The 14309-nt window shown below is 63.0% G+C and carries 12 protein-coding genes; all 12 read left to right on the forward strand.

What is annotated here, in order from left to right; genetic code table 11:
• Window positions 1-273: 273 nt before the first annotated feature.
• The 12 genes from JZM60_RS05715 (at window position 274) to gatB (ending at window position 14309) form a co-directional block, all read left to right on the forward strand.
• A complete protein-coding gene (locus JZM60_RS05715; protein WP_207164545.1) occupies window positions 274-1305 on the forward strand; it encodes an amidohydrolase family protein in 1032 nt (343 codons plus the stop codon).
• A gap of 103 nt (window positions 1306-1408) precedes the next feature.
• Complete coding sequence (locus JZM60_RS05720; protein ID WP_207164546.1) at window positions 1409-4882, forward strand: acyl-[ACP]--phospholipid O-acyltransferase; 3474 nt, start codon at window positions 1409-1411, stop codon at window positions 4880-4882.
• Window positions 4883-4910: 28 nt separating this feature from the next.
• Window positions 4911-5519, forward strand: a complete 609-nt coding sequence (locus tag JZM60_RS05725) for a fused DSP-PTPase phosphatase/NAD kinase-like protein (RefSeq protein ID WP_207164547.1) — start codon at window positions 4911-4913, stop codon at window positions 5517-5519.
• 96 nt (window positions 5520-5615) lie between these two features.
• On the forward strand, window positions 5616-7121 hold the full coding sequence (locus JZM60_RS05730; RefSeq protein ID WP_207164548.1) for a YiiX/YebB-like N1pC/P60 family cysteine hydrolase: 1506 nt from the start codon (window positions 5616-5618) through the stop codon (window positions 7119-7121).
• A gap of 29 nt (window positions 7122-7150) precedes the next feature.
• Entirely contained in the window at window positions 7151-8230 is a 1080-nt protein-coding gene (locus JZM60_RS05735; protein ID WP_207164549.1) for a radical SAM protein, read from the forward strand.
• Window positions 8231-8379: 149 nt separating this feature from the next.
• Entirely contained in the window at window positions 8380-8664 is a 285-nt protein-coding gene (locus JZM60_RS05740; protein ID WP_207164550.1) for a DUF4258 domain-containing protein, read from the forward strand.
• On the forward strand, window positions 8646-9140 hold the full coding sequence (locus JZM60_RS05745) for a type II toxin-antitoxin system MqsA family antitoxin (RefSeq protein WP_207164551.1): 495 nt from the start codon (window positions 8646-8648) through the stop codon (window positions 9138-9140). The genes JZM60_RS05740 and JZM60_RS05745 overlap by 19 nt, the downstream gene beginning before the upstream one ends.
• 107 nt (window positions 9141-9247) lie before the next feature.
• Window positions 9248-10759, forward strand: coding sequence for a phospholipase D-like domain-containing protein (locus JZM60_RS05750; RefSeq protein WP_207164552.1), 1512 nt, complete (start codon window positions 9248-9250; stop codon window positions 10757-10759).
• 116 nt (window positions 10760-10875) lie between these two features.
• Entirely contained in the window at window positions 10876-11163 is a 288-nt protein-coding gene (gatC, locus tag JZM60_RS05755; protein ID WP_207164553.1) for an Asp-tRNA(Asn)/Glu-tRNA(Gln) amidotransferase subunit GatC, read from the forward strand.
• On the forward strand, window positions 11160-11288 hold the full coding sequence (locus JZM60_RS16845) for a hypothetical protein (protein ID WP_277603789.1): 129 nt from the start codon (window positions 11160-11162) through the stop codon (window positions 11286-11288). Before gatC ends, JZM60_RS16845 begins: the two co-directional genes overlap by 4 nt.
• 33 nt (window positions 11289-11321) lie before the next feature.
• Window positions 11322-12779, forward strand: coding sequence for an Asp-tRNA(Asn)/Glu-tRNA(Gln) amidotransferase subunit GatA (gatA, locus tag JZM60_RS05760; protein WP_207164554.1), 1458 nt, complete (start codon window positions 11322-11324; stop codon window positions 12777-12779).
• An 87-nt stretch (window positions 12780-12866) separates the two neighbouring features.
• A complete protein-coding gene (gene gatB, locus JZM60_RS05765; protein WP_207164555.1) occupies window positions 12867-14309 on the forward strand; it encodes an Asp-tRNA(Asn)/Glu-tRNA(Gln) amidotransferase subunit GatB in 1443 nt (480 codons plus the stop codon).

Below are 14309 nucleotides of genomic sequence, written 5' to 3' on the forward strand. Positions count from 1 at the left end.
GTTGCTGTGCATAAAATGTCAATCATGATTTGACCTGAACGGGCGAATGCAACCCCCCTGACATTGTAATAAGCCGAGATTGCTGAATACTTTCGTCCGTTGCCGACTTGGCATGCAATCGGCAATTTCCTGAACAGAAAACATTGTTCAGGAGGTTGCCATGTTCACCCCACTTGCCCTATTGTTGCTGAGCGCCGTTGCCGCCGCCCCGGTCTTCACGGCCATGACCGTAAAGACCGTCACCGACTGCTGCATGAACCACCGGAGCCGGAAATGACCGTTATCGACATCCACTGCCATGCAGCCGGTATCGGCGCCGGCGACAGCGGCTGCTTCATCTCACCGAAGCTTCGCCGGAGCTGGAAGTACCGCTTCTACCTCTCATCCTTCGGCGTTACCGACGCGGAACTGGGGCGGGAGGGGGACCGGCTGGTGCTCCGGCGCCTCTCGGAGCGTCTCGCCGCCTCGTCCCGGATCCAGCAGGCCGTGGTGCTGGCCATGGACGGCGTGGTGGACGGCGGCGGCCAACTGGACCGGGACCGGACCGAGATGTACATCCCCAACGACTTTCTGGCCGACGCATGCCGCCACTACCCGAACCTTCTCTTCGGCGCCAGCGTCAACCCCCTTCGCCCCGACGCCCTGGAGCGCCTCTACGCCGCTGCCGCGGCCGGGGCGGTGCTGGTGAAGTGGCTCCCCCCAATCCAGGGAACCGACCCTGCGGACCGGCGTCTCATCCCCTATTACCGGCGGCTGGCTGAACTGGGGCTCCCGCTTCTGACCCACACCGGCCTCGAGGAGTCCTTCACCCGGGCCGACAACGCCCTGGCCGACCCGGCGCGGCTCCGGCTCCCCCTGGAGGAGGGGGTGACGGTAATCGCCGCCCACTGCGCCACCAGCGGCCGGAGCAATGGGGAGGCGAACCTGGCCCGGCTCCTCCCCCTCTTCGCCCAATTCCCGAACCTGTACGCCGACATCTCGGCCCTCACCCAGGTGAACCGGCTGGGGCATCTGGAGCGGGTTCTGGCACACCGGGAGATTCACAGTCGCCTCCTCTACGGCACCGACATGCCCCTGCCGGCCACGGGGCTCACCTCTCCATGGTTTCACCTCCTTCGGCTCGGGCCGATGGAGGCCCGGCGGCTGGCCGCCATCGGCAACCCATGGGACCAGGATGTGGCCCTGAAGCTGGCCCTGGGGATGCCGGAGGAAATTCTGTTCCGGGCCGTTGGCGTACTCGGGATTGATCAAACTACAAAAAACTGTTTAACACAGAGGCACAGAGACACAGAGAAAACCTTTTAAGATTTTTGGTTTTAAACCAGAAAAGAGTTCTTAGATTTTGCAGTTCTCCGTGTCTCTGTGTCTCTGTGGTTCAATGCCTTTAGACTGTAATCCGGAGCTTTTCATGAATATCACCGAACCGACCACCCTCCCCGCCTCCTTCCGCCGCCTGAACCTTGTCCAGGCCCTGGGGGCGCTGAACGACAACCTCATCAAGCTGATTATAGTTTTCTACCTCATCGGCCGCTACGGCCGGGAGGAGGCCGGGACCATCGCGGCCCTGGGGAGCGCCGCCTTCGTGGCGCCGTTCCTCCTCTTCTCGGCCCTGGCCGGCTCCCTGGCCGACCGGCTCCCCAAGGGGCGGATCGTGGTTTGGGTCAAGATGCTGGAGGTGGGAATCGCCCTCCTGGCGGTGACCGGCCTCTTCCTGGCCAGTCCGCCAATCCTCTACGGGGCGGTGTTTCTCCTCGGCACCCACAGTGCCCTCTTCGCCCCGGCCAAGTACGGGGTGGTGCCGGAACTGGTCCCCCGGGAAGGGCTCTCCAAGGCCAACAGCCTCCTGGAGATGGCCTCATTTCTCGCCATCGTCGGCGGGACGGCCCTGGCACCGTTCCTCGTGCAGCTGGCCGGAGGGCGCCACGGCGTGGCGCTTTTGGCGGGGGTGGCCATTGCCGCGGCCGGCCTTGCCATCGCCCGCACCCTCCCCTCGACTCCGGCTGTGGCCCCGGAGCGGGCAATTTCTTTCCTGCCGATCAGCTACTGGCGCACCATCAGAGGCCTCACCGGCGACGGCTATCTTATCCTGGCGGTGATCGGCGCCGCCTATTTCCTCTTCGTGGGGGCCTTCTGCCAGTTGAACCTTCTCCCCTACGGCATGAAGCTTCTCGGCCTCTCCGAGGATCAGAGCGGCTACCTCTTCCTGGCCGCCGCCATCGGCATCGGCGCCGGGTCACTCTGGGCCGGCCGCCTCTCGGGGCGCACCGTGGAGTTCGGCGTGGTTCCCATCGGCGCCGTGGGGCTCACCCTCTGCTCCTTCGCCCTGGCCTCAGCCCCGGCGAACCTTGTGACGGTGCTGGCCATTGTGGCCATGTTCGGCGTCAGCGCCGGCCTCTTCATCGTGCCGCTCCAGTCATTCATCCAGCTCCGGGCTCCGGCCGACCGGCGGGGTGAAATCCTGGCCGCCTCCTCGTTCCTGAGCTGGGTCGGGGTGCTCATGGCCTCGGGACTCCTCTGGACCCTCTCCGGCCCCCTGGGGTTCTCCCCCGGCGCCTGCTTCACGGTCCTCGGGGCGATCACCCTCGTCCTCACCGCAGTCACCCTCCGGGTCCTCCCCGATTTCCTTCTCCGTTTCATCGCCCTGGCGGTCATGCGGATACGCTACCGGGTCACCACCATCGACGACCGCCACGTGCCGGTGGAGGGGGGGGCGCTCCTGGTGGCGAACCATGTCTCCTGGCTCGACGCCCTTATCCTCCTCGCCACCCAGCAGCGGCGGATCCGCTTCGTCATGGAGCGTGAGATCTACAGCGCACCGGGGCTGAAGCAGCTCTGCGCCCTCATGGGGGTGATCCCGGTTTCGTCACGGGACGGGAAAAGGGGGCTTCTGGAGTTCATCGCCACCGCCCGCAAAGCGTTGGATGACGGCTATCTGGTCTGCATCTTCGCCGAGGGGGAGATCACCCGCACCGGTATGCTGAACCGTTTCAAGGGGGGATTCGAGCATATCGTGAAGGGGACGGGCCACCCCATCATCCCGGTCTACATCGGCGGCGCTTGGGGGAGTGCCCTCTCCTACGCCCACGGCAAGCTCCTTTCCCGCCTCCCCTCCCTCATCCCCTACCGGGTGACAGTTCTCTTCGGCGCGCCGCTTCCGGCGGGGAGCTCTCCCCACGACGTGCGCCGGGCCGTGATGGAGCTTTCCGCCGCCTGGTTCGATGCCCGCAAGCCCCGGCGCCGCCCCCTGGGAGAACTCTTCGCCGAGGCGGCTCGGGAGAACTGGCATCGCCCCGCCCTGGCCGACACCGGCGGCCGGGAGCTCACCTACGGCAAGGCCCTCACCGGAGCCGTGACCCTGGCGGCGAAGCTGAAGGAAATTTTGGAGTCCCCCTTTGCGAAAGGGGGATTCAGGGGGATTTCATCTCCGGCTCAAATCCCCCCCTACCCCCCTTTTACAAAGGGGGGAGAACTTCCAAAAATGGTGGGGGTCTGCCTCCCCCCCACCGTGGGGGGCGCCCTGGTGAACATCGCCCTCACCCTGAACGGCACCGTGCCGGTGAACCTGAACTACACCGCCTCTGCCGATGGAATCCGCTCGGCCCTTGCCCAGTGCGCCATAACCACCGTTATCACCTCCCGGGTCTTCCTGGAGAAGCTCGGCACCCTGCCGGAGCTGCCGGGGGCCCTCTACGTGGAGGACCTCCTGGCAGGGCTCACCGACGGCGACAAGCGCCGGGCGTTCATCAAGGCACGCTTCTTACCCCTCCGCGCCTTTTCCCGCCCCGCCGGGTTCGATGCCGACCGGCTCGCCACGGTGATCTTCTCTTCCGGGAGCACCGGCGAACCCAAGGGGGTCATGCTCTCCCACCACAACATCCTCTCCAACCTGGAGGCGCTCCGGATGGTGTTCCGGGCCACCCGGCGGGACAACATCTGCTCGGCCCTCCCCTTTTTCCACTCCCTGGGATTCACCGGCACCCTCTGGCTCCCGCTCCTCTCGGGCTTCTCGGCGGTCTACCACACTAATCCCCTGGACGGCGAGACCATTGCCAACACCGTGCGGGAGCGGCAATCCACCCTCCTCATCGCCACCCCCACCTTCCTCATGGCCTACCTTCGCCGGGCCAGGACGGAGGACTTCTCTACGCTTCGGCTCGTCATCACCGGTGCCGAGAAGCTGAAGCCGAAGCTGGCCGACGCCTTCCAGGAAAAGTTCGGCATTCGCCCCATGGAAGGGTACGGCGCCACGGAGCTGTCGCCGGTCATCTCCCTGTCGCTTCCCGACGTGGAGGTCAACGGGGTCCGCCAGGTCGCATCCCGTGAAGGGAGCGTAGGGCTCCCGGTTCCCGGCGTGGTGGTGAAGATCGTGGACCCCGACACCTTCGCCGCGTTCCCCGAGGGGGAGACGGGGCTTATCCTCGTGAAGGGGCCCAACATCATGCTCGGCTATCTCCACAAGCCGGAGAAGACCGCCGAGGTGGTGAAGGACGGCTGGTACGTCACCGGCGACATCGGCCGGCTGGACGACCACGGCTTTCTCCACATCACCGACCGCCTCTCCCGGTTCAGCAAGATCGCCGGGGAGATGGTCCCCCACGGCGCCGTGGAGGATGCGCTCCATGCCCGCCTGGGGATGACCGGCGTGGTGGCGGTCACCGGCGTACCCGATGAAAAAAGGGGGGAACGGCTCGTGGTGGTCTTTGCCCGGGAGGCGGGGGACGCCGAGACCCTCCATCGGCTCCTGGCCGAAAGCGACCTCCCCAACCTCTGGAAGCCGGGACGGGAGTGCTACGTGGCGGTGGATGCCCTGCCGCTCCTGGGGACCGGCAAGTTGGATCTCAGGGGGGTGAAGGAGGCGGCGCTGGCGGCTGTGGGATGCTAAATAACAACGAAAAAAAGGAGAAACATCAATGATATCAATTGCCATTCGACCAGCCGTTGCCGCCTGCCTGCTCACGGTGTTGGGAGCGGGACTGGCCGCCGGTGCCGCGGCAACGGTCCCGGAACCGGCGGCGCAGCCACAAGCATCCGTCATCCTCCCCCCGGGAGCGAGGCTCTCGGAACGGATCTACAACCTGCCGGGGATTCCCAACGGGGGACGCGTGGCGCCGGGAATCTACCGGGGGGCCCAGCCGGGGCCGGAAGGATACGAGACCCTGCGGAAAATGGGAATCCGGACCGTCATCGATCTCCGCACCACCGAGAGCGAACAGCGGCAGGTTGAAGCCGCCGGGATGAAGGCAATCGCCATTCCCATTGCCATGTCCCGCGATGGTCTCCGGAAGAAGGTCGACCGGGCAGTGGCGCTCATGGCAGACCCGGCCAACCAGCCGGTTTTTATCCACTGTCGCCACGGCCAGGACCGGACCGGCATCGTGGTGGCAGCCTACCGGATGAAGATGGAGGGATGGTCCCTCGCCGACGCCGAGGCCGAAATGCAGTCCTTCGGCTTCAATGATGTCTGGATCAATTTTAAAAAATTTATTAAAAGTTATGCAGTACAACTGTCGAAGAGATGATTATGACCCCCCTCAGTCCCCCCTACCCTGTAGGGGGGAAGCGAGCAAGGCGAACAGGGGGGTGAAAAAAAATCATTCTCTCAATGGGGCCACTGAATGAAGCGCATCACCGCCGCAGCACTCCTCCTGCTCGCCATCCTCGCTCCCGCCACGGTCCTGGCCCAGCGCCAGACGGAGTGCCGCGAGCACCTTGCCTCGGCCCACAACGGCGGCCGGGCAGGGGTTGAGCGGTCCCTGGACCGGGAAATTACCTCCTTCCGGACCCTGGCGGAACGGGCCCTGGCCCTCCGTGCGGAGACCATCAAGGTGGGGAACGCGGTCCGCGCCAAGGCGGACCAGGGGAAGCCCCTCACCGGCGACGACATCGCGCTTCTCAACCAGGGGATCAACGAGCATCTGTCCCTGCGGGAAGAGATGCTGGCCGTGGCCGAGAGCCACGAGTGCTGGCTCGACGCCTCGGCCGCCGAACTGGCGAGGGCGGGGATCACCGAAGAGGCCCGCTTCAGGGGGGTGATGGTCTCCCTGGCCTCGGCCCTGGTCCTCTACGACAACTATCTGCTGGCGGTCTCCCTCTTCGAGGGGGACCCCAAGCTGCGCCGCATCCTCAACGAAAAAGACCCCGGCTATGCCGTAACCAGTGCCGCCCTCTCCAAGGTCTCCCTCAGCTATAACTCCATCGCCAACCGGCAGCGGGTCCGGCGGGCCATCTCGTTCTTCGAGGGCGAATCGAAAAAACATCCGGCCCTTCTGCGCGATGATTCCGAAACCGCCTACCTTGCCATGCTCATTGCCCAGAGCCCCTCGTACACCATGGTCAAGACAATATCGCCCCTCTACGTGATCGGCCGCAAGCTGGGCTTCCTGGGGGCCGCCACCACCGACACCCTCACCGGCCTGGAGCGGGAAGGGGTCAACCTCTTCAGCATGCTCTTCGGCAACGCGGTGGGGCTGGTGGAGACCCGCAAGGGGAAGCTGGCCAAGCGGGGCGACGTGGCGAAGGAGGTTACGGCAACCCTCAGGGCCGGCGATATCCTACTGGAGAAGACCCCCTTCCGGCTCACCGACAAGCTCATCCCCGGCTACTGGGGCCATGCGGCGGTCTGGATTGGCGGCGAGGAGGAGCTGAAGAATCTTGGAATCTGGGATAACCCGGTGGTGGTCCGCCACCATGATGAGATCCGCCAGGGACGGCTGGTGGTGGAGGCGCTCCGCTCCGGCGTGGAGATGAACACGCTGGAGCACTTCCTCAACGTGGACAGCCTCGGCATCCTGCGCAAGGCCGCCGCCGGTCCGGAAGAGCGGGGCCGGATCATCATCCAGGCACTGCGCCAGGTGGGGAAGCCCTACGACTTCAACTTCGACGTGGAATCCAAGGAGCGGGTCTACTGCTCCAAGCTGGTATATCTCTCCTACAGCGGCATCGACTGGCCCACGAAGAAATCCCTGGGCCGGGCCACCTTCAGCCCCGACGACGTGGCTGTCCGGGCATTCAAAGGTGGCGACCTGCAGCTGGTCACCTTCTACCATGACGGCCGCCAGGTCGGCGACCGGCCCGCAGTCCGCATGGCGGAGCTAATGGGCGAGAAGAATAGGGGAAGATGAGCTGGGGGGCATAGCTGAGGAGACGATCCATGAAAAGATCCATTGAGCGCGTTGCGAAATTTGAGAACCTCGCCAAGGCTTATCTTTCCAGCCACCGGCACGGCACGCCGGCGTTTGTCCGCATGCTTCCCACTGACCGATGCAACCTCGATTGTGCGTACTGTTGGCAGCGCGACAACGCATCTGCCGACATGTCCCTTGAGTTCTTTCAGGCTCATGTGGAGAAAGCTAAAGAACTCTCCGTAGGGTTGATGACTTTTCTTGGAGGCGAGCCAATGATTTGGGACCCTCTGCCCGAAGCAATATCGTTTTGCACTCGCCATCACATCCTGACGGACCTCACGACAAATGGCACTATACTTACCCCTGACACCGTCAACATCCTCGGTCGTGTAGGCTTGGATTATCTGAATATTTCAGTTGATGGGGCAATTGCCACTGCCGTGACCCGCAAGACCTCGATATTCCGCCCAGGACTGATGGATGCTCTTAAGGAAGCCCGCATCAAGCATCATATGCATGCCCGGATCAACTCGGTGATATACAAGAACAACTTCGAAGAGATCCAGGCGCTTATGGAATTCTCCCGGAAGTGGGATATCCAGCTTTCGCTGGGATTTATCGTCCCTCCCCTGGACCCGGTTCACCGGTCAGCCCGCGATATCTATTTCATGCCGGGAGACGAAGCCCTTTTGCGTACGATAGTAGACACGATTCTGCGGAAGAAGCGGGCCCGGTATCCCATCATCGATCCGAACTCGTATTTTGAAAACATCTTCAAGTTCATACGGCGTGAAAAGTTTTGGGAGTGTAACTATCCGACCCGCTATGGGTGGATCAATGTCACCCCAACCGGCCATATCCGTAGTTGCACGAAGAAGATGGACGAACTGGATTTTCGGTTCCTCGATCTTGATCTCAAGCAGCTGAAGCGAGTTCGCGCAATTCTCAAGGAGCGTGTGCAAAGCTGTAACGTTGACTGCTATTCGAACTGTGCATATGACTCGTATTTTTATACGAAGAACAAGGGGGAATTGCTCAAGAAGGTTCTACGCAGGTTAGGTCTGAAAAGGGGACAAGGTCTGAAAAGGGGACAGGCTGCTTTTTGAGGTAATGTAGAATAAGGGTGGAAGCGCAGCCGAACTGGCCCCCAAAAACCATTTACACATGAATCCCAGACAGACCCGAGGCTGGAAGCCTTTTGTAGTTGTGCTGAACACAACTTTAGCGTTGAAATCTACCTCTTAAGGCGTATATCATGGTTGAACCGTTGAAACCGAGCGAAGCCAGAAAGCTGATTCAGCATATCCTGAAAGATGGATATGTCACCTATTCCCGACCACATGCCATAGATCGCATGAAAGAACGGGAAATGGACACCAGCGATTGCATCAATATTCTTCGTGGCGGGAAAGTAAGTGAAGGCGAGTACGAGAACGGAAGTTGGCGGTACAGAGTTGAAACGCCGAAAATGGCGGTTGTCGTCACTTTCGTTGCCGAAGACGAACTAATGATTGTGACTGCGTGGAGAGAGAAGAGATGAGATGCCCTATTTGCGACCGAAGCGAGCTCATTGAGTCCGTTGAGAACTACCATTATCGCGAATGCGGTCTTGAGAACATCACCCTGAATGGGATTACTGTTCGGAAATGCCCCGAGTGTGGCGTTGTCATGCCAAAGATTCGCAACATTGAGGGCCTGCACGACTGTATAGCCAAGTTCCTGGTGAAGAAGGCAGAGCGGCTTTTGCCGGCGGAGATTGTATTCCTCCGTAAGGCTCTAGGCTGGTCCAGTTCCGACCTCGCCAGGAATTTGCAAATCGACAAGGCCCAGGTTAGCAAATGGGAACATGGGCGGGTCGAGATGAGTAAATCGAATGAGCTTCTTTTCCGTGAAATTATCGCACGCGGGAAGAAGATCACGGATTACCACCGGGAAGACGCTGCCAGAAAATCGGCAACTGTCCTGCGTCTGTTTGTGGAAATGGATCAGGACAGTGAGTGGAAACTGGCGGCGTGATCAAATGGTGTAGAAGCTGAGGAAGGGCCATAGATGGCCCTTTTTCTTTTTCTCCGGGTATCGTGGATGGTCTAATCCGACTCCATGAAACCAATAAGAGGCAAATAATGATCCGACATCTGCGGCTTTTCATCCTGTCCACTCTGCTCATCCTCACCGCTGTTCCCGGCCCGCGCCCCCTGTCGGCCACCGAAACCTCCCCGGCCACGCTCCCCCTCTTCCGGAGCATCCAGCCTCTCCTGGCCGCCCACCCCGGCAAGACCGGCTTGTATGTCCTCGAAAAAGGAGAGGAGTCGCTCCTGGCCCGGGCGTGGCTGGCGGACCATGCCACGAAGACCATCGACGTGCAGTATTTCATCTGGAGCAGCGACAACGTCGGTATCCTGGCCTCTGAAGCCTTGCTGCGGGCGGCGGAGCGGGGGGTGAGGGTGCGGGTGCTGGTGGATGACCTCCTCATCGACGCGCCGCCGGAATCGCTCCTGGCCCTGGCCCGTCACCCCAACATCGACATCCGGATATACAACCCGAAGATGACGGTGGGGACCTCGAAGGCAAAGCGGCTCGCCAATGTTGTGACCGATTTCCGGGCCGTCAACCAGCGGATGCACGACAAGACCGCCCTGTTCGACGGCATGGTGGGCATCACCGGCGGCCGCAACATGGCCGACGAATACTACGACTATGACCAGGAGTACACCTTCCGGGACCGGGATATCCTGATGATGGGGCCGGCGGTGGCCGAGGCGGAGGCCAGCTTCGCCCGGTTCTGGGAAAGCCCCCTGGCGGTGCCGGTGGAGAAGCTGCTGAAAAAGCCCCTGAAGAAGATGACCCCGGAGCGGACCGGCCAGGTCTATGCCGGACTCCACGCCTATGCCGGGAAGCCGGAGAACTTCGCCCCGGAGGTCCGCCAGGCGCTCCAGGATCTCCCCCGGAGGTTCGACGTCCTGCTGCGGGAGATGGTCTGGGAGGAGGCCCGCTTCATCTCCGACCTGCCGGGGAAGAACAGCGGTCGGCAGGGTCTGAAGGGGGGCGGCCGGAGCACGGCGGCCCTGGTGGATGCGGTGCGCAGGGCCAGGCGGCGGGTCACCATCCAATCCCCCTACCTGGTCATGCCGGAGGGGGGGCTGGAGCTGTTTCGGGGACTCGTCAAGCGGGGGGTGGAGGTGCGGATAGTCACCAACTCCCTGGCCGCCACCGACAATCTCCAGGCCTTCAGCGGCTACCGGAAGCAGCGCGGCAGGCTCCTGAAGGCGGGGATCGCCATCCGGGAGTTCCGTCCCGACCCGGCCGTGCGGAAGGAGCTGATCGAGCGCTACCCGAAGCTGAAGGAGAAGCCCCCCACCTTCGCCATCCATGCCAAGACCCTGGTGATCGACGGCGAGACCCTGTTTGTCGGCACCTTCAACCTGGACCCCCGCTCCGCCAACCTGAACACCGAGGTGGGGGTGCTTGTCCGCAACCCCACCCTGGCCCGCCGTGTGGAGGAGCGGATCGAGCGGGACATGCTTCCGGAGAACAGCTGGAATCCGGCCAGGGACAATCCGGACCGGTACGCCTCGGCGGCCAAGCGGAACAAGCTGCGGGTCTGGAAGGCCCTGCCGCTGGAGCCGATACTCTAACCTTCCGGGGCCGGTTGTGACGGCCGGCCTCTCCTTCCCCCACTTCTTGTCATTTCCCCCCGTTCGTGCTACAAAATACCGTTCATTTCACCTGTTGCACCCCACGGAGATCCCCCATGAAGATAACCAGAGCTGAAGTAGACGCCGTTGCTCTCCTGGCACGCCTTGAGCTGGCCCCGGAGGAGACGGAGACCTTCACCGGCCAGATGGACGCCATCCTCGCCTACGTGGAAAAGCTGAACGAGCTGGACACGGACGGCATCATCCCCACCTCCCACGCAGTGCCGGTGGAAAACGCCTTCCGCGCCGACGCGGTCCGCCCCTCCATCGGCGTGGAGAACGCCCTGGCCAACGCCCCCGACCGGGTGGAAGGATTCTTCCGGGTGCCGAAGGTGATCGAGTGAGCATGCCGGCGCACCGGCTCATCCCCGGACTCCTCCTCCTTGCGGGGGCGCTTCTGCTGTCCGGCTGCTTCTCGTCGAGCCTCCAGGGTTCCTTCGAGATGAACACCACGGTGACGAATTTCTAGCACATACGTTACATTGCACGCATCGGAGATAGCATGGAACTTCATGATCTGACCATACACGAACTGCACGACCGGCTGAAGCGGAAGGAGATATCCTCCGTTGAGGCGACGAAGGCGATGCTCGCCCGAATCGAGGCGGTGGACCCGAAGGTGAACGCCTACATCACGGTCACCCCCGAAGAGGCCCTGGCCGCGGCGGAAGCTGCCGACCGGCGCATTGCCGCCGGCGACATGACCCCCCTCACCGGCATCCCCATCGGCCTCAAGGACATCTTCGTCACCAAGGGGATCCGCACCACCTGCGCCTCGAAGATCCTCGGTAACTTCGTCCCCCCCTACGACGGGACGGCGGTGGCGAAGCTGAAGGAGGCCGGTGCGGTCATCGTGGGGAAGCTGAACCAGGACGAGTTCGCCATGGGCTCCTCCGGCGAGTCCAGCGCCTTCGGCCCCACCCGCAACCCGTGGAATCTCGACTGCATCCCCGGCGGCTCCTCCAGCGGCTCGGCGGCGGCCATCGCGGCCCGTACCGCCACGGCGACCCTCGGCACCGACACCGGCGGCTCCATCCGCCAGCCCGCCTCCCACTGCGGCTGCGTGGGACTTCGCCCCACCTACGGGAGGGTCTCCCGCTACGGGGTCATCGCCTACGCCTCGTCCCTGGACCAGGTGGGCCCCGTGACCCGGGACGTGACCGACTGCGCCCTGATGCTCCAGGCCGTGGCCGGCCATGATTCCATGGACTCCACGAGCGTCGAGGTGCCGGTCCCCGATTACACGAAGGCCCTCACCGGCGACGTGAAGGGGCTGAAGCTGGGGCTTCCCAGGGAGTACTACATCGAGGGGCTCGACCCGGACGTGAAGCGGGCCATGGACGAGGCCATCGAGACCTACCGGGGGCTCGGTGCCGAGTTCGTGGATATCTCGCTCCCCCACACCGACTACGCCGTGGCCACCTATTACCTGATCGCCACCGCCGAGGCCAGTTCCAACCTGGCCCGCTACGAGGGGGTCCGCTTCGGACACCGGGCCGAAGGGGCCGCGAACCTCATCGACATGTTCCGCAAGACCCGCTCCGAGGGGTTCGGGGCCGAGGTGAAGCGGCGGATCATGATCGGCACCTACGCCCTCTCCTCCGGCTACTACGACGCCTACTACCTGAAGGCCCAGAAGGTCCGCACCCTCATCATGCAGGACTTCTTGAAGGCCTTCGAGACCGTGGACGCCATCCTCACCCCGGTGGCCCCGACCCCGGCCTTCAAAATCGGCGAGAAAACGAGCGACCCGCTCCAGATGTACCTTTCCGACATCTTCACCATCCCAGTGAACCTGGCCGGCACCTGCGGCATCTCCGTCCCCGCCGGGATGAGCACTGCCGGACTCCCCATCGGCCTCCAGCTCATCGGCCGCCCCTTCGGGGAGGAGACCATCCTTCGCGCCGCCCACGCTTTCGAGCAGGCCACGGAGTGGCATATGCAAAAAGCACAGATTTAGATATTCCGTAGGGGCGAATCTTGTATTCGCCCATTCCAGATCGGGCGATCACAAGGATCGCCCCTACGTTATCATCCGGAGATATCCATGAACTACCAAGCCGTCATCGGCCTTGAAGTCCACGTCCAGCTGAAGACCGACACCAAGATCTTCTGCGGCTGCTCCACCCAGTTCGGCGCCAGCCCCAACTCCCAGACCTGCCCGGTCTGCCTCGGGATGCCCGGCGCCCTTCCCGTCCTCAACAGGAAGGTTGTCGAGTTCGCCATAAAGGCCGGTCTCGCCACCAACTGCCGGATCGCACCGCGCTCGGTCTTCGCCCGGAAGAACTACTTCTACCCGGACCTCCCCAAGGGGTACCAGATCAGCCAGTTCGAGCTCCCCATCTGCCAGAACGGCCACCTAGATATCGAGGTGGAGGGGGAAACGAAGCGGATAGGCATCACCCGCATCCACATGGAGGAGGATGCCGGAAAGCTGGTCCACAGCGACATCCCCGGCCTGGGGAGCGGTTCCGGCGTGGACCTGAACCGGGCCTGTACGCCGCTCCTGGAGATCGTCTCGGAGCCGGATATCCGCAGCGCCGACGAGGCGGTGGCTTACCTGAAGAAGCTCCACCAGATCGTGGTCTACCTCGGCATCTGCGACGGCAACATGGAGGAGGGGAGCTTCCGCTGCGACGCCAACGTGTCGGTGATGCCGGTGGGTTCCACAACCTTCGGCACCCGCACCGAGACCAAGAACGTCAACTCCTTCCGCTTCGTGAAGCAGGCCATCGAGTACGAGATCGAACGCCAGATCGAGCTGATCGAAGAGGGGGGGAAGGTGGTTCAGGAGACCCGCCTCTTCAACCCGGAAAGCGGCGAGACCCGCTCCATGCGCGGCAAGGAGGAGGCCCACGACTACCGTTACTTCCCAGATCCGGATCTGGTGCCCCTCGTTATCTCCAACGACTGGGTCGAAGATGCGCGTCTCACGCTTCCCGAGCTTCCCGAGGCGCGGAGAAATCGCTACCGCGCCGAGCTGGGGCTTTCCGACTACGACGCCGAAGTCCTGACCGCCACCCGTGAGATGGCCGAGTACTTCGAGGCGTGCGTGGCCCTCGGCGCCCCGGCCAAGGGGGCTGCCAACTGGGTGATGGGAGAGGTGACCCGGGCACTGAACGAGGCGGGGAAGGGAATCGGGGAGTGCCCCGTCACGCCGGAGCGGCTCACGGCGCTGCTGCACCTGATCGAAAAGGGGACCATCTCCGGCAAGATCGCCAAGACCGTCTTTGACGAGATGTGGCAGAGCGACAAGGCCCCGGAGGCCATCGTGGAGGAAAAAGGACTCGTCCAGGTATCGGACACCGGCGCCATCGAGAAGATCATCGACGAGATCATGGCCGCCAACATGGGGCAGGTGGAGGAGTTCCGGGGCGGCAAAGAGAAGGTCTTCGGCTTCTTCGTGGGTCAGGTGATGCGGGCCTCCAAGGGGAAGGCCAATCCGGCGGTGGTGAACGAGCTGCTGATGAAGAAGCTCAAGGGAGAGTAG

It is taken from the genome of Geobacter benzoatilyticus (genome assembly GCF_017338855.1).
GTDB lineage: Bacteria > Desulfobacterota > Desulfuromonadia > Geobacterales > Geobacteraceae > Geobacter > Geobacter benzoatilyticus.